This window comes from Sulfitobacter sp. DSM 110093 (assembly GCF_022788715.1).
GTDB lineage: Bacteria > Pseudomonadota > Alphaproteobacteria > Rhodobacterales > Rhodobacteraceae > Sulfitobacter.
In genome coordinates this window covers 221,913-243,122 of sequence record NZ_CP085170.1, presented here as the reverse complement: position 1 = coordinate 243,122, position 21,210 = coordinate 221,913, and the positions used below count along the sequence as shown (strand labels likewise).

The window sequence follows — 21,210 nt, the reverse complement described above, 5'->3', positions numbered from 1 at the left end:
ATCAATAGATACTGGTTTCAGGTGCTGACCCCTTGCGAACCATCCCGCGGTACATGCCCTGAGAGTTGAAAGGCATCGCGATATTGCCTGCCGCATCCACCGCGATGACCCCGCCCGAACCGTCGTGATTGGCCAGATCTTGCATCACAACATGATTGGCGGCAGTGGCAAGGTCTTCGCCCGCGTGGCGCATCCGTGCGGCAATCTCTCCGGCTGCGTTCCAGCGGATGAAGATCTCGCCATGCCCCGTGCCAGAGACCGCGCAGGTCGCATTATCCGCAAAGGTGCCCGCCCCGATCATCGGCGTGTCACCCACGCGGCCCGGTGGCTTGGCGGTCATCCCCCCGGTCGAGGTTGCCGCCGCGATATTGCCCGCTTCATCACGCGCCACCGCCCCCACGGTGCCATGCCGCCGCGCCGGGTCGTCCGACACTTCGCCCCGCGCGCGCAGTTCCAGCGTTTCTTGCAGCGCATCCTAACGGGATTGAGTAAAGAAATAGTCGTGATCGCCAAAGGGAAGCTCTGCTTGCCGGGCGATTTCTAATGCGTTGGGGCCAATCAGCGTAACATGCTCCGTCCGCTCCATTACTGCGCGGGCCAGCCGGATGGGGTTCTTTGGACCAAACACGCCAGCCACCGAACCTGCACGTCGGTCGCGCCCGTCCATCACAGCGGCGTCCATCTCCTGTTTGCCCTCAGAGGTGTAGACCGCGCCGCGCCCGGCGTTGAACAGCGGCTCATCCTCCAGCGCGCAGACCGAGGCGACAACCGCGTCCATTGCGCTGCCACCATCGCGCAGCACGGCTTCCCCAGCTTCCACCGCGCGGGCCAGTCCGGCGTGATAGGCGGCCTCTTTTTCCGGGGTCATATTCTGTTTCAGAAGGGTTCCAGCACCGCCGTGAATGGCTAGGGAGTAAGTCATTTGCGCCCTTTCACCCCGCCACACGGTGCAGCATCCGCCGCCCCGGTGTCAGGCCCTGCACCTTCTCAACAATTGACCGGGCGTCGATACCGAAATGTTGGTAGAGGTCCGCGATGGTCCCGGTCTGGCCGAAATGTTCGACCCCAAGCGGGACCGTCTGATGCCCGACGACCGAGCCGAGCCACGACAGCGTTGCCGGATGGCCATCAATCACCGTCACCATTTTACAGTCGCGCGGCAGATCGGCCAGCAGGCTCTCAATGTGGCTTTCCGCTTCTGCATTGCCCCGCGCTCGTGCACGTTGCGCCGCCGTCCATCCGGCGTTGAGGCGATCCGCGGAGGTGACTGCCAGCACGCCTACATCGCGCCGACCTTCGGCAATCATTCCCGCCGCCTTGATCGCTTCGGGCGCCACGGCCCCTTGATAGGCGATCACCACGTTGCAGTTCGGCCCCGGCTTGCGGAGCCAATAGGCCCCGTCGATGGCCCCTTGGCGGAAGTCCTCGTCGACACGTTTGCCGGGCTGTTCGATGGGGTTCGTCGTCAGTCGCAGATAGACCGAGCCGCCGGTCTCGTCGCGCAGCCAAGTGCGCTCGTCCGGGTCGCCCTCGCCATCGCGCTGCAGGTAATCGAAGGCCCATTGCATGATCACGGCCAACTCGTCGGCGAAAGCGGGCTCAAAGCTCGCCAGCCCGTCTTGGCTCATCCCGATGAGCGGTGTGCCGATGGACTGATGCGCACCGCCCTCGGGGGCCAGTGTCACACCTGATGGCGTGCCGACGATCATAAACCGCGCATCTTGGTAGCAGGCATAGTTCAGCGCATCGAGGCCACGTGCCACGAAGGGGTCATAGACCGTACCGATGGGAATGACCCGCTTGCCGAAAAGCGAATGCGACAGACCCGCGGCCCCCAGCAGGAGGAAGAGGTTCATCTCGGCGATGCCCAACTCGATATGCTGGCCTTTAGGGGTGAACTCCCATTTCGCGGTGGACGGGATTTTTTCGTTGATAAAGGTATCGGCCTGTTCGCTACGCGCAAACAACTTGCGCCGGTTCACCCATGGCCCAAGGTTGGTTGTGCCGGTCACATCGGGCGACATGGTCACGATGCGCTCAGCCAGATCGCTGTAGCCTTTCGACAGATCATCAAGGATTTTGCCAAAGGCCATCTGCGTGGAGATCTCGCGGTCACTGGATAGGTCAATCTGCGGCACCGGCAGGATTGCGTCATCGTAACGGCGGCGGCCCTTGGCGAAAAACGGCACCTTATCGAGCGCGGATTGTAGGGCCTGCGCGTCAGCGACAGTGGCGAACTTCTCCCACTCTTCGCCTTGGGCCACACCCATATGCTGCTGCCACTCGGCCATCTGGCTTTTGTTCATCAGCCCGCCGTGGTTGTCCTTGTGCCCCGCAATCGGCGTGCCCCAGCCTTTGATCGTATAGGCAAGGAAACAGACCGGGCGGTCATGGTCGATGGAGGCAAAGGTCTCGGCCATGGTCTGCACGCAGTTGCCGCCGAGGTTCTCCATCAGATCGGCCAGCTCATCATCGCTGCGCTTTTCGATCAGCGCGGTGACGTCGCCCTGATCGCCAAGCGCGTCCATCAGCCGCTGCCGCCAGACCGCACCGCCCATAAAGGTCAGTGCCGAGTAGAGTTGGTTCGGGCAATTGTCGATCCAGTCGCGCAGCTTGTCGCCGCCCGGCTCATCGAAGGCGGCGCGTTGCAGGGCGCCGTATTTCACCTTCACCACGTCCCAGCCAAAGGCATCGAAAATCTGCTCGATGCGTTTGAACAGCCCTTCGCGCACCACCCCGTCGAGCGATTGACGGTTATAGTCGATGATCCACCATGTATTGCGCAGATCGTTCTTCCAGCCCTCTTGCAGGGCTTCGTAGATGTTGCCCTCGTCCAATTCGGCGTCGCCCACCAGCGCCACCATGCGACCGAGTTTCACATCCTCGCCCCACGCCTTTGCGGTGATGTAGTCCTGCACCAGCGAGGCGAAGGAGGTCACGGCGACACCAAGACCCACAGACCCGGTCGAGAAATCCACATCGTCGATATCCTTGGTCCGGCTGGGGTAGCTCTGGACGCCCTGAAACCCGCGAAAGTTCTCCATCTTCTCAAGCGTCTGGTTGCCCATCAGATACTGCATCGCATGGAAGATTGGCGAGGCATGGGGTTTCACCGCCACGCGATCTTCGGGCCGCAGGGCGCTGAAATAGAGCGCCGTCATGATCGACACCATGGAGGCCGACGAAGCCTGATGCCCGCCGACCTTGATCCCGTCCACTTTGGGGCGGATGTGGTTGGCGTTATGGATCATCCAATGCGACAGCCACAGCAGACGCTGTTCGATGGTCTTGAGCTGGTCGGGTGCGAGAGCGGTCATGGCGGGTCTTTCAGATTGGTGACATCGTGAATGCGCGACATGGCGCATCCGTTGATAAGGCCGAGTTCAGGCCGCCTGCATGTTATGCGCCCCAAGCGCGGCGTAAAGGTCATCAATGATGTCATCGGCGCTTTCGAGCCCGACAGAGAGCCGCACCAGCCCTTCGGCGATGCCGTGCTCGGCCCGTTCTTCGGGCGAATAGGTCGAATGGGTCATGCTGGCGGGGTGCTGGATCAGGCTTTCCGCATCGCCAAGGCTCACAGCGCGTTGGATCAAGTTTAGCCGGTTCATAAAGGCGATCCCGCCTTGTTTGTCGCCCTTCACCTCGAATGGGATCATGCCGCCAAAGTTCGCCATCTGCCGCCGCGCCAACTCTGCCTGCGGGAAGCTATCAAGTCCGGGATACGCGACATGCAGCACCGCCGGGTGCTGTTCTAATGCTTCGGCCACTTTGCGCGCGGTCTGGCAGTGGCGCTCCATCCGCAGTTCCAATGTTTTGATCCCGCGCAGCAGCAGCATCGCGGTCAGCGGCGACATCACCGCACCTGTCATGTCTTTAAGCCCGACGAGGCGAACCTGCGCCATGTCTTCTTTGTTGCCCACGACAAGCCCTGCGACTACATCGCCGTGACCGGAGAGAAACTTGGTCGCCGAATGAACGACGATGTCCGCGCCATGTTCAATTGGGCGGGTCAGCACGGGGGTGGCATAGGTGTTGTCCACCACAACCTTGGCCCCGGCGCGATGCGCGATGGCTGAGATGGCAGAAATGTCGACCAGACGGTTGTTCGGGTTCGCGGGGGTCTCGAAATAGACGATCTTGGTTTGCGCGCTGATCGCCGCTTCGAGGTTGCCGGGGTCGGTCATGTCGACCAAAGTCACCTTTACCCCAAAGCGCGGCAACCCGTGTGTCATGAAGGCGAAGGTGCAGCCGTAGAGCGTCTTGTCGATGATGATCTCGTCGCCGGCCTCAAGAAAAGACCACAGCGTCGAGGTGATCGCCCCCATGCCAGATGCCGTAGCAAGCCCGGCTTCGGCCCCTTCAAGGTTGGCAATGCGCTTTTCCAGATGGTCGAGCGTGGGGTTTGAGATGCGTGTGTAGAAATGCCCCTCGCGCTCGCCCGCGAACATGTCGCCGCCTGCCTCAGCCGTCTCAAAGGTGAAGGTCGAACTCATGTAGATCGGCGGGTTCAGCGCACCCTGCTCGCTTTGGGCGTCATAGCCGTGGTGGATGGCGCGTGTGGCAAAGGATTTCTGCGAATTGTTCATGGAGTGCCCCTCAAAGTTGTTAGGGGCATTATCGAATGGGCGCTTTGGCATTAGGTTGCTATTATATCCCCTCAAAGCAGGAGAATTGGCATATTATGCCCCAGATACCGCAATTGGACGCAACCGACCGCAAAATCATCCGCGCGCTTCAACGCAATGGTCGGATGACCAACCTTGACCTCGCGCAGGAGGTAAACCTTTCGCCATCGCCCTGTTTGCGCCGCCTACGGGCGTTGGAAAAGAACGGTGCGATCCGGGGCTATAGTGTGGAGGTCGACGCCAAGGCTTACGGCCTACCGGTCACAGTGATGGTGCGCGTCACGCTGGATGGCCATGACGAAGAAACAGTGCAGCGCTTCGAGAGCCAGATCAAAGCGATCCCGGAGGTCTTGGAATGTTTCGTGATGAGCGGGCTATCGGATTACCTGCTGCGCGTCGTGGTGGGCGATCTGGTGGATTACGAACGCTTCGTGCGCACGCGGCTGCATCCCATCGGCGGGATTGGGTCGATCGACACCAGCTTTGTCTATGGCGTGGTAAAGCGGAGCCAAGTTTACCCTGACATCACCGGGTAAACCCCTGCATGAAATAGATTTTACGGTTTACAATTGCCGCCCTCTTGGGAAGAGTTCGCCCAAACCCAAGGAGAGCAGAATGACATTCGCCGCCACCCCCGCTTTGCAAGCCGCCGTCGATCACGCCTTGGCCCATGAGACCGCGTGGCCGCGTGAGATGTACTACCCCGATGGCGCCTATGTTGGGAACCGAGAGTGGAATGAGAGCGGCCCATGGACAGAGATCGTCGGCCCCGTCGCGCCGCGCGGCGGGCCTGCGGGGGTGATCTTGCACCGCGGCGAACGAGTGGCCGACTGGGGCGATACCACGCGCACCGACATGACGTTCTCAATCGCCAAAAGCTATCTTTCGGTGCTGGCCGGATTGGCGGTGAAGGATGGGTTGATCACCGACCTCGACGCGCCGGTGGGGGAGAGCGTTTCCGGCCCGCATTTCGCAGGCGACCATAACGGGCGCATCACATGGCGGTACATGCTGCAGATGAACAGCGAATGGCGCGGTGAGGTTTTTGGCAAGGATGATCAGGTCGATCACTATCGCCAGATTGGGGTCGACGCTGACAACAGCCGTAAGGGGCAGCTGCGCGATATCGGTGCGCCGGGGAGCTACTATGAATACAACGATGTGCGGGTGAACGCGCTTGCCTATGCACTGCTGTGCCGGTTTGCCAGACCCTTGCCTGAGGTGCTGCGCGAACGGGTCATGGACCCGATTGGCGCGTCCGCCGATTGGCGGTGGGAGGGATACTCGACCTCTTGGGTCGAGATCGACGGCACACGTGTTCAGTCGGTCACCGGTGGCGGGCACTGGGGCGGCGGGCTTTTCATCGGGGCGGATGATCACGCGAAATTTGGTCAGTTCATCTGTCAAAACGGCCAATGGGAAGGCGCGCAGATCCTACCCGATGACTGGATGCGGCAGTCGCTGACGCCCACGCCGACCCTCGACAAATACGGTTTCCTGTGGTGGCTGAACCGGGGGCAGGACGCCAACCCAGCACTGCCCGAGACCGCCTTTAGCGCACAGGGTGCGGGCGGTCATACGATCTGGATCGCACCGGAGCAAGAGATCGTGGCAGTCATGCGTTGGCTCGCCCCACCGCAGGCGCCCAAGTTTCTGGAACTGCTGATGGCGGCATTAACCGGCTCGGCCCGCAGCTGATAATCGAGAGGACTACACGATGGATATCAAAACCTTCGGCGTTGAAATGTGGATGAACGAATTCGAGAACCACTGCCGCTATAACCTTGCCGAAACCTGCGTGGATTCGATCACTCTAGGCGAGTTGATCGACATGGCGGGCGTCGACAACAGCGTCTTAGGCGAACTGCGCGAGATGCGGATGGGATACGGCGCGATTGAGGGTTCCGACCGGCTGCGCGACGCGGTGGCGGGGCTTTACGAGGCGCAGGCCCGCGACAATGTGCTAACGACCCATGGCACCATTGGCGCGAACTCATTGGTGCATCAAACATTTGTTAGCCGTGGTGATCACGTCATCGCCATCGTGCCAACCTATCAGCAGCATTACTCCATCCCAGAAAGCATCGGCGCCGAGGTTGAGTTGCTGCACCTGCGCGAAGAGAACGGCTTTCTGCCCGATCTCAACGCATTGCGCGCCATGATGCGCCCCGATACGCGGATGATCGCAACAAATAACCCCAACAACCCCACCGGCGCTTTGATGGACCGCGAGATGCTGACCCAAATCGCGGAGATTGCGCGCGGCAGCGATGCTTGGGTGCTCTGCGATGAGGTCTACCGCGGGACCGATCAGGCGGGCGACGGCTATACCGCGTCGATCTGCGATCTCTACGACAAGGGCATCAGCACGGCGGGCATGTCCAAGGCCTATTCACTTGCCGGGCTGCGCGTCGGTTGGGTCGCAGGTCCGCGCGATTTGCTAGAACGGATTATGATCCACCGTGACTATAATACCATTTCTGTCGGTCAAATTGATGAGTATTTCTCGGCCCTCGCGCTGGAGAACCGTGGGAAAATCCTTGAACGCGCCCATCGCATCACCCGTGAGAACCTTGCGATCCTGTCTGACTGGGTTGAGGGTGAGGCGTTGATTTCTTGGGTCAAGCCTAAGTCCGGCACGACGGCATTGTTGAAATATGACCTGCCGCTGCCCTCGCGGGATTTCTGCACGCAATTGCTTGAGGCGGAAGGCGTGCTTTTCACCCCCGGCAGCGCGATGGACATGGAGGGCTGGTTGCGCATCGGCTATGCCAATCCCACGGCGGATCTGCGCGCCGGATTGGAACGCGTCTCGGCCTTCCTTGAGCGGCAAGGCGTCAACTCAGCGGAGACTGTCGATCAGCTTTGACAGAAAATCGGCCCCGCGGCGCAACTCATCGGCGGTGATATACTCATCCGCTTGATGGGCCTGTGTGATGCTGCCCGGTCCGCAGACCACAGTGGCATAGCCCGCGCCCTGAAAATGCCCGGCCTCGGTCTGATAGGCGACGAGGGTGTCGGAGTTGTCGCCGGTCAGCCGCCGCGCCAATTCTTCGGCCGCATTGCCGGGTTCGGGGGCCAGTGCCGGGGCGATGTCGATATCGCTCAGCGTTACGCTGGCCTCAGGGTGGCGGGCCTGCATCGCGGCTTCGACCTTGGCGGCCTCGGCCCGGTAGGCAGCGATCCAATCGTCGGCGGTCTGGAGCGGCACATAGCGGATGTCGCTTTCAAAGACGCAGGCGTCGGGCACGGTATTCAATGCCGTTCCGCCGTGCAGAGTGCCCACCTGAAGCGTTGTAAAGGAGGGGTCGAAACCACTCGGCCCCGCGCTTTCGGCCTCTTGTTCCATTTGCCGCTCATGCCAGTCGATCAGCGGCAGCGCATGAGCGATGGCCGAAACCCCGCGCCCGGGGTTCGAGCTATGCGCCGCCAGCCCGCGCAGGGTGGTCTTAATCCCGATCCCACCCTTATGGCCGGTCACCACTTTCATCTGCGTCGGCTCGCCAACGATCACGCTTTCGGCGCGCGGGTAATGCTGTGCCAGCGCGTCTATCAAGGGCAGGGTGCCAAGGCAGCCGGGTTCCTCATCATAGGAAAACGCCAATTGGATGGGGCGGGCCAACGGCTGCGCCAGCATTTGCGGCACGGCAGCCAGAACCAACGCTAAGAACCCTTTCATGTCACAGGTGCCGCGCCCGTAGTAACGCCCGTCCTCCAGCGTAAGTGTCCAAGGATCGTGCTGCCAAGATTGTCCGTCGGTCGGCACAACATCGGTATGGCCTGACAGAATGACTGCGCCTTCGATCTGCGGCCCGATATGGGCGATCAACCCTTCTTTCTCACCCGTCTCGTCGGGAAATACATGATGCTCGACGCCCAGCTCAGTCAGGTAATCCGAGATGAAAGCAACCAGCGCGCGGTTAGAGCGATGCGAAGCAGTGGGAAAGGCGATCAGTTTTTCCAGCAGGTTAAGTGCCTTTGATATATCGCTCATTCTGCTTCCCCCTCACTGCGGGCCTTTAGGTCGTTATAGATCGTAGCGCGGCTGACCCCGACCATGCGTGCTACATAGGCGGCCGCATGGCGTTCGGCCAACGCACCAGAGGCGGACAGCTCACCAATCAACACGCGGCGGTCATCGCGCCCGAGTGCATCAATCCTCAGTCCTCGGTCACGGCACCAAGCGCTGGCATAGCTGTTGAGCCTGTCGTGCCAATCATTGCGCAGCAGCGCCTGTGGCTCAACGTTCTCCAAAGGTGCGGGGCCAAGCGCCTCTGCCACTCGGCGCAGTGCCAGCAGGTCGGCCTGATCGTGATTAATGCAAATCACATAGGCCGCCGCGCCATCCGCGCGGCGTTGCAGGATACTGATCGAACGGAGGGTTGAGCCGTCCCAATTTACTTTTTCATAGGGGCCGATCACCGGGGCTTCGCCAAGCTCGATCTCATGCATGTTCGACGGATCGCCAATGCTGCGCTGTGACAGGGGGTTGGCAATATGGGCGATACGCTCGGCAGTCAGATCATGAACCACCACTTCGACGCGTATGCCAAAAAGAAAGACAATGGCCTCTGCGGTGGCGCATGCATTGTCAAAGGTCGGGTCAGGCATCTGCGGGGCATTCCGTTGATTGACAGTAAATTTGAAATTAGATAATTCGATCCAGAAACCGGGTCAACCGATAATGGGAGTGACCCAAGGGAGCCGTGCGTGATCGACCTGAACAAAAGCCAAATTCGAGAACATTTTGATCTGTCCACGGCGGCGCAGGCGATAGAAGCGGCTTATATTGCCTCTGCTGAAGGCCGCGTTCAGGCCCCACCGGTGACCTATCTGGGCTTTGATGATGCCAATGGCGATTGCCATGTAAAAACGGGCCATGTGCTGGGCACCGGGGGCTTCGTCATCAAGGTCGCCACCGGATTTTATGACAATCCGTCAAAAGGACTGCCCAGTTCCAACGGGCTGAACCTGATGTTCTCGGCCACCACCGGTGCGCCGCTTGCGATATTGCGCGATGGAGGATGGCTGACCGATATGCGCACCGGGTTGGGTGGCGCGCTGGCCAGCCGTGCGCTTGGCGTAGACGGGTTTGACCGTGTGCTGATTGTCGGCACCGGGCTGCAATGTCGCTTTCAGGCGCGCTGTTTACAGGCGCTATTGCCAGAACGGAAATTGACCTTTGCCATCTGGGGCCGCGACGCGGACAAGGTGCAGACGGCCTGTGATGAACTTCAAGCCGACGGGCTAATCGCGACTGCTGCCGCCGATCTGGAAGCCGCAGCCCGCGCGGCGCAGGTCATTATCACCACCACACCAGCCAAAGCCCCGCTGATCGCGCGCAATTGGATCGCGCCGGGTACGCATATCACTGCTGTTGGGGCAGACAGCCCCGGCAAGCAGGAATTGGCGACTGATCTGGTGACGGCCGCTGATCTGCTGGTTTGTGATCTTGCCGCGCAGTCGCTGCATCACGGTGAATTCGCCACAGCCGAAACGGCGGGCGGAATTTCAGGCGATGTGGTGGCTCTTGGCGCTGTCCTTGCGGGCGCGCATCCCGGCAGGGCCGATGAGGCGCAGATCACCATTGCCGATCTTACCGGCCTCGCAGTTCAAGATGCTGCCATTTCGCTCGCGGTGCTTCAATCCGCACATCCTGACCTCACCTAAAACGATGGAAACTGCCATGTCCCCTGTCTCTGAACTCGTTGCTCAATCCGCCGCCCGGTCTTGCGCGGTTCACCGTAAGATCGCTGGCGCGATCTACCGCACGCCTGTGATTGCTTCGCGCCTGCCGATGGAAGGGGACACGCGGCTGTTCTACAAGACCGAGAATTTCCAGCACACCGGATCGTTCAAACTGCGCGGTGCCAATGCCAAGCTGACGACTGTGCCGCTTGACCGTCCGGTCATTACCGCATCCTCTGGCAACCACGGCATCGCCTGTTCGCTTGCCGCCCAGACCACGGGGCATGAGTTGATCGTCGTGCTGCCTGAAACCGTCGTCGCCAAGAAGCGCAGAACCATCGAAGGTTTCGGCACCAAGGTTGTGATCCATGGCGCCGATGCTTCGTTGTCGGAACTGCACGCACAGCAGTTGGCCGAGGCCGAGGGATATACCTATATCTCGCCCTATAACGACGCCGAGGTGATCGCAGGCCAAGGCACCGCCGCGCTGGAACTGCTCGATCAGATTGAAGGGGTAGACAACGTCTTCATTTCAATGGGCGGCGGTGGTCTGATCTCGGGCATGGGATCGGTGATCAAGGAATTCTCACCTCAGACCCGCGTCATCGGCGTCAGCGCCACACACAGTTGCGCCTTGGCCGCCTCGATCAAAGCGGGCAAGATTGTCGAGACCGAGCATCTTGATACGTTGGCTGACGGCGTGGCGGGCGGGGTCGACGCAGACTCGCTTACCCTGCCGATGGCCAGCGAGGTGATCGACGAGATCGTGCATTGCGACGAAGAGCAAATCGCCGCCGCGCTGAAGCTGTTGGCGTGGGAAGAAAATATGCTCGTTGAAGGTGCAGCAGCTTTGGCACTGGCGGCTTACTCGGGTGACTCGCAGAAATACGCGGGCCAAACCTCTGTCGTGCTGCTTTGCGGTGGTAACTATGAGGTCGAGCAATTGCGCGGGATAATCTAAATACCTTCCGGCCCGTTGCGCTAACGGCGGGCCGGGGCAAGGGGATCACCGCGTTGGCATGTCAAACCGAAGGTCAACCCAACGGCCTTCGGGGATGTCACAGGGCTGACCTGCGGCCCAGCCGTCTTGCCAAATCACCTTGCTGGTCTCGACATGCAGCGCGCCCAGTTTCGCGTCATAGTCACAATCGACATAGATCAAGCGATTGCCATTAGCGTCCTGCGGGACTTCGATCTGCCAGCCTTTTGACGCGAGAGGCGGAACACCTGTCAGGGCATATTGCCCAACATCCAGCCGCTCAAAAGCTGCGTTCAAAGGCACCGCGGGCTCTTCGGAGGTATCACTGAACAGGCGCAGGATCGGACTCGCTTCTTTGATGAAACCATTGGCATCGACAGTCGTGTTGGCCCCCGACCACAGACCCTGCCAAGCCCCCCAAACGTCATTGGCCCGCACCCGAAAGGCCAGCCCGGGCGTGTCGATCCCGATCGCGATTTGCCAGAGGTAAGCGTTCTGCCCGCCCAAGGTGCTATTGCCGCAATGTAGGCCAAAGACCCCGTCCAATGTGGGGAAAGGATTATCGCCCAGAGGTGCCTGCATATGGCCGCCGCCATAGCCCGAATAATTGCCGGAAAGCAGGTGCGCATTGAGGTCGGTCACAAGTGGCCCGGCATCCGCCCCAATGCCGAAATCACCTACCCGGATCAAGCGGCCCACAGTCGCGTCGTCCACAGTTTGGGTCAGCGCCATGCCCGACGCCATGCCCGTAGCTGCGTCAAAGGCAAGCGCGGTGGACCAAAAACTGCCATCTGCGCTGACCTTAATGGCAAAATCATCCTCTCCTGCCGTGCCCATTTCGGCCCGGCCCGACCAATCGGTTTGGAACAACAAGCTCGCCGTATCGCCTGTGCTGGCTTTGTTCAGCTTTAGCTGATGCCCCGCCCCCTCGTGATTGAGCAATGTCGCGCTAGAAGAGACCGCCATGCGATTGGCGCTATCGTAGCTTGTGTTGACCCCCACACCGGGCAGGGCCGTCAGATCGGGCAAGGCAACATCCGACCAACCTCCGACATTGCGGCGGCGCAACGTGCCTGTGGATTTGTCCAGCGCCTGCCAGCCCTCTTGCGGTTCTATGAATTGCCAGTTCCCCTCCGTCCAAGCGGCCAGTTCACCAGCATGGCCCGCCCAAGCGTCGGTGGGCGCGCCGCCAAGCGCATGAATCTCCCCCGCCTGCGGCAGGGCCGGCGGTGTACTGGCATCAAAGCTCTCCACCGCAAGCTGCACCAAAAGGTCAAGCCGGTGCAGCGCCTCATTGTGGGTTACATGTTTCTGCGCCTGTGCTGGCATCAAATAGGGAAGGGACAAGCGTTCAGAAGCGTCGGGCATCGGGGGTTCTCCGCGTTGTGGGTTACAGTGAATGTGCGAAAGAAGCCTTGCCAGCCTGACAACAGAGCGTACGCAAGCAGGGCAACAACGCGGACTGTGGCGTAGCGCAGTGCGGTAAGGCGATAGCGTTTCAGTCGTCTCAAAACTGGGTCAAAAAGCGCTAACTCCTTGCCAGCCTGCGCCTTTTCAAAGGCGCAGGCGCAGTTTAACATCACGGCCACGGCTCACAGGAAAGGCCCATGTATATGACTATGACCAAGATCGCCGTGGTCGGTATCGGCTATGTGGGGCTGTCAAACGCCGTACTTCTAGCGCAGCATAATGACGTGACGGCTGTCGACTTGAACCCCGATCGGGTGGCGCAGGTGAACGCCCGGCATGCGCCTATCGTCGACCCTGAGATTGAGAGGTATCTGGCGGAAAAGCCGCTTAATCTGCATGCTACAACGCAGGCGGCCGACGCGTTTCGAGACGCTGAGTTTGTGCTCATCGCAACGCCGACAAACTATGACCCGCGCACTAACGTTTTTGACACCTCCAGCGTGGAGGCCGTTGTGCGGGACGTATTAGCCGTTACAAAGACAGCCACAATTGTCATCAAATCCACCGTCCCCGTCGGCTATACGGCAGGTTTGGCGGCCTCCTTTGAAACGGATCAACTGATCTTTAGCCCTGAGTTTCTGCGCGAAGGTCGGGCGCTTTACGACAATTTGCACCCATCACGCATTGTCGTAGGCGAAGACAGCCCCCGCGCGCGGCGATTTGCGCAGCTACTGGCAGAAGGGGCGATTAACGACGAAATTCCCATGCTCTTTACCGGTGCGTCAGAGGCCGAAGCGGTAAAACTCTTCGCCAATACCTTCCTCGCCATGCGGGTCGCATACTTCAATGAGATGGACAGCTACGCACTAACCAATGGGCTCGACACAAAGCAAATCATTGATGGTGTCTGTCTCGATCCGCGCATCGGGGAACATTATAACAACCCATCGTTTGGCTATGGTGGCTATTGTTTGCCCAAGGATTCCAAGCAGCTGCTCGCCAACTATTCTGATGTCCCACAAAATTTGATTAACGCGATTGTAGAGGCAAACCGCACCCGCAAAGATTTCATCTCGGAGCAGATCTTGGCCCTCGCTCCGCAGCGGGTGGGTATTTACCGACTGGTGATGAAGGCTGGCTCCGACAATTTTCGTCAAAGTTCTGTCCAAGGCATAATGAAGCGGCTTAAGGCCAAGGGGATCGAAGTGCTCGTATACGAACCCGTCTTGCAGGAGGATAGTTTCTTCGGTTCTGAGGTCATGCAGGATCTCGACCGCTTCAAGGCGCGTGCAGATGTGATCGTTGCAAATCGCAATCATCCCGACCTCGCCGATGTTCCTGAGAAGGTCTTCACCCGTGATCTATTCGGTGCAGATTAAAGTGAGCCACCAATCACCTAAGTGAAAATGCGCGACGAGATTGATCGACAGTAAATCTGGTTGAACCCTCTCTAAGGGCCCGGAAACCAGACTTAATTAGACGCCGAAGGCGCCATCAGTGCGAGGTCCAATCCGCCAATCCGTGCCAGATGCTCCAGCAATTCGTCGGTACCCTCGCCTGACTTCAGCGCGCAAAAGACGGTTGGCAGACTTGGACGCATGCGCGCGCTGTCATGCTTCATAACGTCGAGGGACGCGCCCACATGCGGTGCGAGGTCAGTCTTGTTGATGACTAGAATGTCAGATTTTGTAATGGCCGGTCCGCCCTTGCGGGGGATTTCTTCGCCCGCTGCGACATCAATGACATAGAGGGTCACATCGGCAAGCTCAGGGCTGAAAGTGGCCGAGAGATTGTCGCCTCCGCTTTCGATTAACACGATTTCCACGTCTGGGTGGCGCGCGACCATCTCTGCAACGGCGGCAAGGTTTATTGAGGCATCTTCGCGGATCGCCGTATGCGGACAGCCGCCGGTTTCGACCCCGATGATCCGGTCTTGGGGCAAAACCTGCATCCGCATCAGCGCTTCGGCGTCTTCTTGGGTGTAGATATCATTGGTGATGACGCCCACCGAAAGCCTGTCTCGTAGTGCACGGCACAATGCGGCAGTCAGTGTGGTTTTACCCGCGCCCACCGGGCCGCCGATGCCGACGCGCAAAGGGCCATTGTTGCGTTTCATGTGCGGAAAATCCTCGAATACTGGGTTTCGTGTTTCATGGCGGCGATGTCGCTTAGGAAGGCGGTAGAGGAAAGATCATCCAACGTGCTCCGCTGCGCCTTCGCGGCGAGTTCAAGACAAAACGGGGCAATGTTGCGAATAACGATCTGGCCTTCGGTCTGCCCCAAGGGGATAAGCCGCATCCCGGCGGTCGCGAGGTTGGCCGCAAATGCGTGCAGGAACATCTCAAGCGTCTGGCGCAGTGGAAGCTGCTGCAGACGGGCGGCCCAGCCAACGGCCACCGGGTAGCAAAGCGGGGGGATCTCGATCTGCCAGATTGCAGCGCTCGCACGGGCGAAAGCCTCGCCTTGCAACACGGTCTCTTTCAGCCGTTCCGCCGAGGATGCAAAAGCACGAGCCTGCGCATCAATTTGGGTCGGGTCTTCGGCGTGATAGGCGGCGCTTAGATAGATCGCATCAGCCTGCCCCGCGCCGTATTGCAACACGGTGCGCAGCCACGCGGTCAGGCTATCTTGGTCATCCACCGACCCATCCTGCACGGCCCATTCCAGCCCGTGACTATAGGCGAAAGCCCCCACAGGATAGGAAGGGGAAAGCATCTGCACCAGTGTCAGAAGCTGTTCGGCCTGTAAGGCTTCAGGCATCTGCGTGGTCGTGATCATGGGAGGCGTGATGAGAGTGGCTGTGATCATGCCCGTGGGTGCGCCCGTGGCCATAGGCACCGCCTTCGGGGCGGAAGGAGGCGGTGATCTCGCGTGTTGCTGCGCCAATTTGAGCCAGCATCTTGGCAATCACATGATCGCGTTGGATGACCAGACGGTCGGCTTCGATCTGGCAAGGGGTGTGGCGGTTGCCAATATGCCACGCAATGCGCGGCAGGTCAGGACCAGTCACTTCAAGCAGGTCTTCGTCGGCGGCCACAACGTGAACCATCTGCCCATCAGCCAAGACAAATGCATCACCATGATCAAGCGAGGTCGTCTGCGCCAGATCGACGAGAAACGGCAGGCCCCCCGTACTCGTCAGAACCTTTCGGCGCAAAAACCGTCCGTCATACGTAAGTGCCACACTGTCAGCGGCATCAGACCAATCGCCGTTGCGGCGGATGTCTTGGCAAAGGATTGGGGTCATCTGGGTCTTTCAGAACAGGAAGTAACGTTGTGCCATCGGCAGAATAGAGGCAGGCTCGCAGGTCAGCAATTCGCCGTCGGCGCGGACTTCATAAGTTTCGGGGTTCACTTCCACCTTGGGCAGCGCATCGTTCAGTTTCAGGTCGCGCTTGCCGATGTCGCGGGTGTTGCGCACGGCGATGGTTTGCTTCGCAAGGCCAAGCTGTTTGCCAATGCCCGCAGCCTCTGCCGCTTCGCTGACGAAAACCACGGCAGAATTCTCTACAGCGCGGCCATACGCGCCGAACATGGGCCGCGAATATACCGGCTGTGGCGTGGGGATGGACGCGTTCGGATCGCCCATCTGCGCACAGACAATACTGCCGCCCAATAGAACCATCTCAGGCTTTACCCCGAAGAAAGCGGGGTTCCACAGTACCAGATCCGCGCGCTTGCCCTCTTCGATGCTGCCGATATGTGTTGAGATTCCATGAGCGATGGCGGGGTTGATCGTGTATTTTGCAATGTAGCGTCGTACGCGGAAATTGTCGTTTTCACCGGTTTCTTCGGCCAGCCGCCCGCGCTGTTTTTTCATCTTGTCGGCAGTTTGCCATGTGCGGATTAGCACCTCCCCCACGCGGCCCATGGCCTGACTATCGCTCGCGATGATCGAAAACGCGCCCATGTCGTGCAGGATATCTTCGGCGGCGATGGTCTCGCGCCGGATCCGGCTTTCGGCAAAGGCGACATCTTCGGGGATGGATTTATCAAGGTGGTGGCACACCATGAGCATGTCGAGATGCTCTTCCAGCGTGTTCACGGTAAAGGGCCGCGTCGGGTTGGTTGACGACGGCAGCACATGTTCTTCGCCACAGATTTTGATGATGTCGGGCGCATGGCCGCCACCTGCGCCTTCGGTGTGAAAGGCGTGGATCGTGCGGCCCTTCATGGCCTTTACGGTATGTTCGACAAAGCCGCTTTCGTTCAGCGTGTCGGTGTGGATCATCACCTGCACATCCATCGCGTCGGCGACGCTCAGGCAGCAGTCAATCGCGGCAGGGGTTGTGCCCCAATCTTCGTGCAGCTTTAGCGCGCAGGCGCCCGCATTGATCTGTTCCTCAAGGGCGGCGGGCTGGCTGGCGTTGCCCTTGCCTGCAAAGGCGAGGTTCATCGGAAAGGCGTCGGCAGATTGCATCATGCGCCCGATATGCCAACCGCCGGGTGTGCAGGTGGTGGCCAGCGTTCCATGCGCAGGGCCGGTGCCGCCGCCGAGCATGGTGGTCAGCCCAGAATGCAGCGCGTCTTCGATCTGTTGCGGGCAGATGAAGTGGATATGGCTGTCGAAGCCCCCGGCAGTGAGGATGCGCCCCTCCCCCGCGATCACTTCGGTCCCCGGCCCGATGATGATGTTCACGCCCGGCTGGGTGTCGGGGTTGCCTGCCTTGCCGATCTTGGCGATGCGCCCGTCCTTCAGACCCACATCCGCCTTGTAGATGCCTGAGTGGTCGACGATCAGCGCATTCGTAATGACCGTATCAACGGCCCCGCCTGAGCGGGTCACCTGCGATTGGCCCATACCGTCGCGGATCACCTTGCCGCCGCCGAACTTGACCTCTTCGCCATAGGCGGGGGCGTTTTGGCCGCTGCGTTCGGTGGTCAGGTCGCGCTCAACTTCGATGATGAGGTCCGTGTCGGCCAGCCGCACCCGGTCGCCCACCGTGGGGCCGAACATGGCAGCATAGTCACCGCGTTTGATCTGTGCAGGCATCAGAGGTCTCCCATCACCGCGCTGTTAAAGCCAAAGATACGCCGATCACCGCTGAACGGAATAAGCGACACCTTGCGGCGCTGTCCGGGCTCAAAACGCACGGCGGTGCCTGCTGCGATATCAAGCCTCAAGCCCCGTGCGGCGGCGCGGTTGAAATCAAGCGCGGGGTTGCTCTCGGCGAAATGGTAGTGGCTGCCTACTTGCACCGGGCGGTCGCCGGTATTCGCGACCATCAGGGTAATCGCCTCGCGGTCAGCGTTAAGGGTCAGCGTACCTGCCGCTGGAAAAACCTCTCCCGGTATCATGCTTTGGCCGTTTTCAAGCGTCGAGATACGGCAATCAAACCCGACAAAACAAAGGCCAGACCGGCGACGGCATACATGATCGACGATGTTTCCGCCTCGGCCCCGTGGCTGTGCGGCAGGGGGGCAGAATGGGCAAAGGCCGCCATAGCGCAGGACATCAACGGGAGGGCGAGAAGGGGGGCGAAACGGGGCATGATATGTCCTTATCTAATAGGGTTGTGAACGGTGACGAGCTTGGTCCCGTCGGGGAATGTCGCTTCGACCTGCACTTCCGGGATCATCTCAGACACCCCTTCCATACAGTCTTCGCGGGTGATCACATGGGCGCCGGCCTGCATCATATCGGCCACGCTGCGGCCATCGCGCGCGCCTTCGACCACGGTGTCGGTGATTAAGGCGATTGCTTCGGGGTGGTTCAGCTTGACCCCCCGCGCTAGGCGTTTGCGCGCCACTTCGGCGGCCATGGAAATCAGCAATTTGTCTTTTTCTCTCGGGGTCAGTTGCACGTCAGGTCATCCATGATCTGGGAAGGGTGTCACCGCTAAGGTCGCCCAAGATCGGGACGAGCGATTGTCGAAGGTCGAAACTGTCGTGGGCAAGGATACGCGCGACCAGCAAGTCAGGGCCGATCAGGCTGGCCCCGGCGCTTTCGGGTAGCGCGGCACGCAGCCGTGCCAGCCGCGCTTCGGCATCGGGGGCGACATAGATCAATGTGGCCAGTGCACCTGCGCCCGCCGCGACATGCGCTGCGGCAAGATGTTCGGTCACGTCGCCATGCAAGGTCATTGCATCAAGGAATAGCGGCTGGCCCGCGCGGGTGATCTCAATCCGGTCCCGGAAATTGGCGTCGCGCAGGGCTTCGCCCATGGCGGCGCGGCCAAAGACCAGCGGTTCGACCAGCAGCAGAGAGGCATCATGAGCAAGGTTGACGGAGAGGCTTCGCCGCAGCGCGCAGCCGTCGTACAGAATTGTCTCTTGAGGCAGCCAATGCAGTGTTCCGCCGGGTTCTACAGTGACACTATTGTGGACGCTGGCCACCTGACCCGGCTGCGCGCGATAGGCGCGTTCGGCCGCTTGGGTCGTGAGGCTGAGCATTGCATTCTTTTCTGCGCATGCATTGAGGGCAAAGTCATCGCCCCCCGTGATCCCGCCTGCGGAATTGATGACGATTGCTTGCAACGCCTCTCCGTCAGGGCGTGGAAAGAGCAGTTTCATCGCGCCGGATTGACGGAGATCGCTAAGCGTAGATCGGCCCCGCGAGGCTTTGGCCGAAACCAACGCCGCGCCAATGGCGCGCGGTTGCACGGGTGCCTCGCATGGCGTGTTTATGGTGGCTTCAACGAGGATAGGAATGGCTCCGCCCGCAGGAATTCTGGTCAATTTTTAATCAACACAGAGACGGGAGAGAGTCACCGTTTGGGCAGTTTCTGAGCGCCAGACCGGCGAATTTGCCTAAATAAACGGCAAGATATCCCTGAGGCGAACTATTTTTGGGCACTTCGAGATTTCAAGCCGGACGAGGGGCGGCGGCCCCAATCCGCAGGGCCGCCGCCAAGAGTCAGATACTAATTATGGGCGCAGCATAACCTTGCCACCACGGCCAGTGGTTAGCGCTGCATTCATCGCTTCGGTTACCTCTGCCAACGGGTAGATGCCGCCAGTGTCGAGCGGAAGCTGGCCCTTGGCCGCCAGTTGCACCAGTTCACCGATCAGACGCACGCGGGTTTCAGGTGGCATCTCGCCGCTAACGCGCGATCCCCAAAAACCTTTGACGGTGATGTGTTTCATGATCAGTTCGCCCGAAGACATGGTGAGGGGCTGGCCAGTCGCCGTACCGAAGACGATCAATTCACCATCTTTGCCCAGAAGTTCGACCAGTTGACCGCCCAGTTCGCCGCCGACCGAGTCGATGGCCGAAACCGCGCCCTCTTTGCCGATCAGTTCACGCGCTTTGCTCTGCCAATCCGCGTCATCGGTAGAGAGAACGTTTTCCGCGCCCGTCTCGCGCAGTTCCTCGGCAGCCCCTTCGCGGCGCACGAGGTTCAGCAGTTTGACGCCCCGCGCTTTGGCAAGACCAACCATGATCTTGCCCACCGCGCCATTGGCAGCGGTCTGGATCAGCCAATCGCCTTCGCCGACCTTCAGGGTTTCCAGCAGTGACAAGGCGCTGAAGGGCATGGCGATCAACTGCGCGCCGGCTTCGTCGGAAATCACCTCTGGCAGGGGCAGCAGGCCGGCAGCGGGGGCGGTGAAATACTCGGCCCATGCGCCGTGGAACCCGGCCGCCGTGACCCGCTTGCCGATCAGCGCCTCGTCAACGCCTTCGCCCACGGCCTCGACGATACCAAGCGCTTCGGAGCCACCGATGGCGCCGGGCAGTTCGGGCTTGTAGCCATAGTTGCCGCGCACGGTCCAAAGGTCATGGTTGTGGATGGGTGAGAGCACCATGCGCAGTAGCGCCTCGCCAGCGGCGGGCGCGGGCTTGTCGGTTTCGCGGGTGGTCAGAACCTCGGCGGGCTCGCCGAATGTGTCGTGGATGGCAGCGAACATGCTGTTTCCTTTCAGGTTGGGAATTGGCCCCCGGTGGGGGAGAGTTGGCCAGAGGTTTCAGCGCGCGCCATGCGCAGGGGCGCATCGCTGCGCGCCAGTTTGGCCAGCACCGCAGCGCCGAGCCATTTAGCGTAGAGCATGCGGGCGGTGGTTTCGGGGTCAGATAGCGCCCGAACGGTCCCATCCTCTGCGCCTTGGCGCAGCAATTGGGCAATCCGGGCGACCAATGCATCGACACCCTGATCCAGCGTTTCGCGCATCGTCTCCGACAGATCGGCGACTTCGGAGCCGAGTTTCACCACCAAACAGGCGCTGGCGATCCCCGGGGCGCTGGATTGGCTAAGCCATGCATCCCAGAAACTGTCGAGCTTGTCGCCCGCCGTTCCCGGGGCTGCGATCAACGCATCGACGCGGTCGAGATAGGCCTCGACGTAATCGGCCAGCATCGCGGTGCCAAAAGCCTCTTTCGACGCGAAGTAATAGTAGAACGAGCCCTTGGGCACGCCGCTTTCGCTAAGAATGCGCGACAGGCCAACGCCAGAGAACCCGTGCCGCAGCACAAGGCCGCGTCCGGTGTCCAAGATGCGTTGCCGCGTCTGATCTGATTTCTTTGCCTCTGTCATGAGGGGCATCTACGAAATAATAGACCGGTCGTCTAGT

Annotated in this window: 21 protein-coding genes and 1 pseudogene; 6 read left to right on the top strand and 16 right to left on the bottom strand. The window is 60.3% G+C overall.

Features of this window, described 5'->3' with window-relative positions; translation table 11 throughout:
• Position 1: 1 nt before the first annotated feature.
• The 3 genes and pseudogenes from DSM110093_RS20600 to DSM110093_RS20590 form a co-directional block, all read right to left on the bottom strand.
• Positions 2-922 (bottom strand): annotated as a pseudogene (locus DSM110093_RS20600) (isoaspartyl peptidase/L-asparaginase).
• A 10-nt stretch (positions 923-932) separates the two neighbouring features.
• A complete protein-coding gene (locus DSM110093_RS20595; protein WP_243268278.1) occupies positions 933-3,317 on the bottom strand; it encodes a 1-deoxy-D-xylulose-5-phosphate synthase N-terminal domain-containing protein in 2,385 nt (794 codons plus the stop codon).
• A gap of 66 nt (positions 3,318-3,383) precedes the next feature.
• Positions 3,384-4,586, bottom strand: coding sequence for a methionine gamma-lyase (locus DSM110093_RS20590; RefSeq protein WP_243268276.1), 1,203 nt, complete (start codon positions 4,584-4,586; stop codon positions 3,384-3,386).
• 95 nt (positions 4,587-4,681) lie between these two features.
• Between DSM110093_RS20590 and DSM110093_RS20585 the strand changes: the two genes are divergently transcribed.
• The 3 genes from DSM110093_RS20585 (at position 4,682) to DSM110093_RS20575 (ending at position 7,494) form a co-directional block, all read left to right on the top strand.
• Positions 4,682-5,161, top strand: a complete 480-nt coding sequence (locus DSM110093_RS20585; protein WP_243268275.1) for an Lrp/AsnC family transcriptional regulator — start codon at positions 4,682-4,684, stop codon at positions 5,159-5,161.
• A 79-nt stretch (positions 5,162-5,240) separates the two neighbouring features.
• A complete protein-coding gene (locus DSM110093_RS20580; protein ID WP_243268273.1) occupies positions 5,241-6,323 on the top strand; it encodes a serine hydrolase in 1,083 nt (360 codons plus the stop codon).
• A gap of 19 nt (positions 6,324-6,342) precedes the next feature.
• Positions 6,343-7,494, top strand: a complete 1,152-nt coding sequence (locus tag DSM110093_RS20575) for an aminotransferase (RefSeq protein ID WP_243268272.1) — start codon at positions 6,343-6,345, stop codon at positions 7,492-7,494.
• On the opposite strand, the gene argE is transcribed toward DSM110093_RS20575, so the two are convergent.
• The gene (gene argE / locus DSM110093_RS20570) at positions 7,468-8,619 is read right to left on the bottom strand and encodes an acetylornithine deacetylase (protein ID WP_243268271.1); all 1,152 of its coding nucleotides are present in this window, start codon (positions 8,617-8,619) and stop codon (positions 7,468-7,470) included. The two genes, DSM110093_RS20575 and argE, sit on opposite strands and share 27 nt — an antisense overlap.
• Positions 8,616-9,236 carry a PAS domain-containing protein gene (locus DSM110093_RS20565; protein WP_243268270.1) on the bottom strand — a complete coding sequence of 207 codons (621 nt, stop codon included), beginning with the start codon at positions 9,234-9,236 and terminating at the stop codon, positions 8,616-8,618. Before DSM110093_RS20565 ends, argE begins: the two co-directional genes overlap by 4 nt.
• Positions 9,237-9,335: 99 nt before the next feature.
• On the opposite strand from DSM110093_RS20565, the gene DSM110093_RS20560 reads away from it, so the two are divergent.
• Together DSM110093_RS20560 and DSM110093_RS20555 are read left to right on the top strand one after the other, a co-directional pair.
• Entirely contained in the window at positions 9,336-10,295 is a 960-nt protein-coding gene (locus tag DSM110093_RS20560) for an ornithine cyclodeaminase family protein (RefSeq protein ID WP_243268269.1), read from the top strand.
• Between the two features lie 16 nt (positions 10,296-10,311).
• Positions 10,312-11,274, top strand: a complete 963-nt coding sequence (locus tag DSM110093_RS20555) for a pyridoxal-phosphate dependent enzyme (RefSeq protein ID WP_243268266.1) — start codon at positions 10,312-10,314, stop codon at positions 11,272-11,274.
• 45 nt (positions 11,275-11,319) lie between these two features.
• Here DSM110093_RS20555 and DSM110093_RS20550 read toward each other — a convergent pair whose 3' ends face one another.
• Entirely contained in the window at positions 11,320-12,660 is a 1,341-nt protein-coding gene (locus tag DSM110093_RS20550) for a DUF2793 domain-containing protein (RefSeq protein WP_243268264.1), read from the bottom strand.
• A 245-nt stretch (positions 12,661-12,905) separates the two neighbouring features.
• Here DSM110093_RS20550 and DSM110093_RS20545 point away from each other — a divergent pair, with 245 nt between their 5' ends.
• A complete protein-coding gene (locus DSM110093_RS20545; protein WP_243268518.1) occupies positions 12,906-14,081 on the top strand; it encodes a nucleotide sugar dehydrogenase in 1,176 nt (391 codons plus the stop codon).
• 92 nt (positions 14,082-14,173) lie between these two features.
• Here DSM110093_RS20545 and ureG read toward each other — a convergent pair whose 3' ends face one another.
• From ureG to DSM110093_RS20495, 10 genes are all read right to left on the bottom strand, one after another.
• Complete coding sequence (ureG, locus tag DSM110093_RS20540; protein ID WP_243268261.1) at positions 14,174-14,818, bottom strand: urease accessory protein UreG; 645 nt, start codon at positions 14,816-14,818, stop codon at positions 14,174-14,176.
• Entirely contained in the window at positions 14,815-15,462 is a 648-nt protein-coding gene (locus tag DSM110093_RS20535; protein WP_243268517.1) for an urease accessory protein UreF, read from the bottom strand. Before DSM110093_RS20535 ends, ureG begins: the two co-directional genes overlap by 4 nt.
• Positions 15,455-15,949, bottom strand: a complete 495-nt coding sequence (ureE, locus tag DSM110093_RS20530) for an urease accessory protein UreE (protein WP_243268258.1) — start codon at positions 15,947-15,949, stop codon at positions 15,455-15,457. The genes DSM110093_RS20535 and ureE overlap by 8 nt, the downstream gene beginning before the upstream one ends.
• 9 nt (positions 15,950-15,958) lie before the next feature.
• Positions 15,959-17,695 carry an urease subunit alpha gene (ureC, locus tag DSM110093_RS20525; protein ID WP_243268256.1) on the bottom strand — a complete coding sequence of 579 codons (1,737 nt, stop codon included), beginning with the start codon at positions 17,693-17,695 and terminating at the stop codon, positions 15,959-15,961.
• Positions 17,695-18,000 carry an urease subunit beta gene (locus tag DSM110093_RS20520; RefSeq protein WP_243268254.1) on the bottom strand — a complete coding sequence of 102 codons (306 nt, stop codon included), beginning with the start codon at positions 17,998-18,000 and terminating at the stop codon, positions 17,695-17,697. The genes ureC and DSM110093_RS20520 overlap by 1 nt, the downstream gene beginning before the upstream one ends.
• On the bottom strand, positions 17,997-18,194 hold the full coding sequence (locus tag DSM110093_RS20515; protein WP_243268253.1) for a hypothetical protein: 198 nt from the start codon (positions 18,192-18,194) through the stop codon (positions 17,997-17,999). Before DSM110093_RS20515 ends, DSM110093_RS20520 begins: the two co-directional genes overlap by 4 nt.
• Positions 18,195-18,203: 9 nt before the next feature.
• Complete coding sequence (locus DSM110093_RS20510) at positions 18,204-18,506, bottom strand: urease subunit gamma (RefSeq protein ID WP_243268252.1); 303 nt, start codon at positions 18,504-18,506, stop codon at positions 18,204-18,206.
• Position 18,507: 1 nt separating this feature from the next.
• On the bottom strand, positions 18,508-19,380 hold the full coding sequence (locus tag DSM110093_RS20505; protein WP_243268251.1) for an urease accessory protein UreD: 873 nt from the start codon (positions 19,378-19,380) through the stop codon (positions 18,508-18,510).
• 189 nt (positions 19,381-19,569) lie between these two features.
• Positions 19,570-20,550, bottom strand: a complete 981-nt coding sequence (locus tag DSM110093_RS20500; protein WP_243268250.1) for a zinc-binding dehydrogenase — start codon at positions 20,548-20,550, stop codon at positions 19,570-19,572.
• Positions 20,551-20,561: 11 nt separating this feature from the next.
• Entirely contained in the window at positions 20,562-21,173 is a 612-nt protein-coding gene (locus DSM110093_RS20495) for a TetR/AcrR family transcriptional regulator (RefSeq protein WP_243268249.1), read from the bottom strand.
• Positions 21,174-21,210: the final 37 nt, after the last annotated feature.

Bases quoted from the DNA above. Each gene is read 5' to 3' on its own strand.
- DSM110093_RS20520 (WP_243268254.1), bottom strand. From the start codon at position 18,000: ATGATACCGGGAGAGGTTTTTCCAGCGGCAGGTACGCTGACCCTTAAC.
- DSM110093_RS20590 (WP_243268276.1), bottom strand. From the start codon at position 4,586: ATGAACAATTCGCAGAAATCCTTTGCCACACGCGCCATCCACCACGGC.
- DSM110093_RS20515 (WP_243268253.1), bottom strand. From the start codon at position 18,194: ATGCCCCGTTTCGCCCCCCTTCTCGCCCTCCCGTTGATGTCCTGCGCT.
- DSM110093_RS20595 (WP_243268278.1), bottom strand. From the start codon at position 3,317: ATGACCGCTCTCGCACCCGACCAGCTCAAGACCATCGAACAGCGTCTG.
- argE (WP_243268271.1), bottom strand. From the start codon at position 8,619: ATGAGCGATATATCAAAGGCACTTAACCTGCTGGAAAAACTGATCGCC.
- ureE (WP_243268258.1), bottom strand. From the start codon at position 15,949: ATGACCCCAATCCTTTGCCAAGACATCCGCCGCAACGGCGATTGGTCT.
- DSM110093_RS20535 (WP_243268517.1), bottom strand. From the start codon at position 15,462: ATGCCTGAAGCCTTACAGGCCGAACAGCTTCTGACACTGGTGCAGATG.
- DSM110093_RS20495 (WP_243268249.1), bottom strand. From the start codon at position 21,173: ATGACAGAGGCAAAGAAATCAGATCAGACGCGGCAACGCATCTTGGAC.
- DSM110093_RS20555 (WP_243268266.1), top strand. From the start codon at position 10,312: ATGTCCCCTGTCTCTGAACTCGTTGCTCAATCCGCCGCCCGGTCTTGC.
- DSM110093_RS20580 (WP_243268273.1), top strand. From the start codon at position 5,241: ATGACATTCGCCGCCACCCCCGCTTTGCAAGCCGCCGTCGATCACGCC.
- ureG (WP_243268261.1), bottom strand. From the start codon at position 14,818: ATGAAACGCAACAATGGCCCTTTGCGCGTCGGCATCGGCGGCCCGGTG.
- DSM110093_RS20585 (WP_243268275.1), top strand. From the start codon at position 4,682: ATGCCCCAGATACCGCAATTGGACGCAACCGACCGCAAAATCATCCGC.
- DSM110093_RS20565 (WP_243268270.1), bottom strand. From the start codon at position 9,236: ATGCCTGACCCGACCTTTGACAATGCATGCGCCACCGCAGAGGCCATT.
- ureC (WP_243268256.1), bottom strand. From the start codon at position 17,695: ATGCCTGCACAGATCAAACGCGGTGACTATGCTGCCATGTTCGGCCCC.
- DSM110093_RS20575 (WP_243268272.1), top strand. From the start codon at position 6,343: ATGGATATCAAAACCTTCGGCGTTGAAATGTGGATGAACGAATTCGAG.
- DSM110093_RS20545 (WP_243268518.1), top strand. From the start codon at position 12,906: ATGACTATGACCAAGATCGCCGTGGTCGGTATCGGCTATGTGGGGCTG.
- DSM110093_RS20500 (WP_243268250.1), bottom strand. From the start codon at position 20,550: ATGTTCGCTGCCATCCACGACACATTCGGCGAGCCCGCCGAGGTTCTG.
- DSM110093_RS20550 (WP_243268264.1), bottom strand. From the start codon at position 12,660: ATGCCCGACGCTTCTGAACGCTTGTCCCTTCCCTATTTGATGCCAGCA.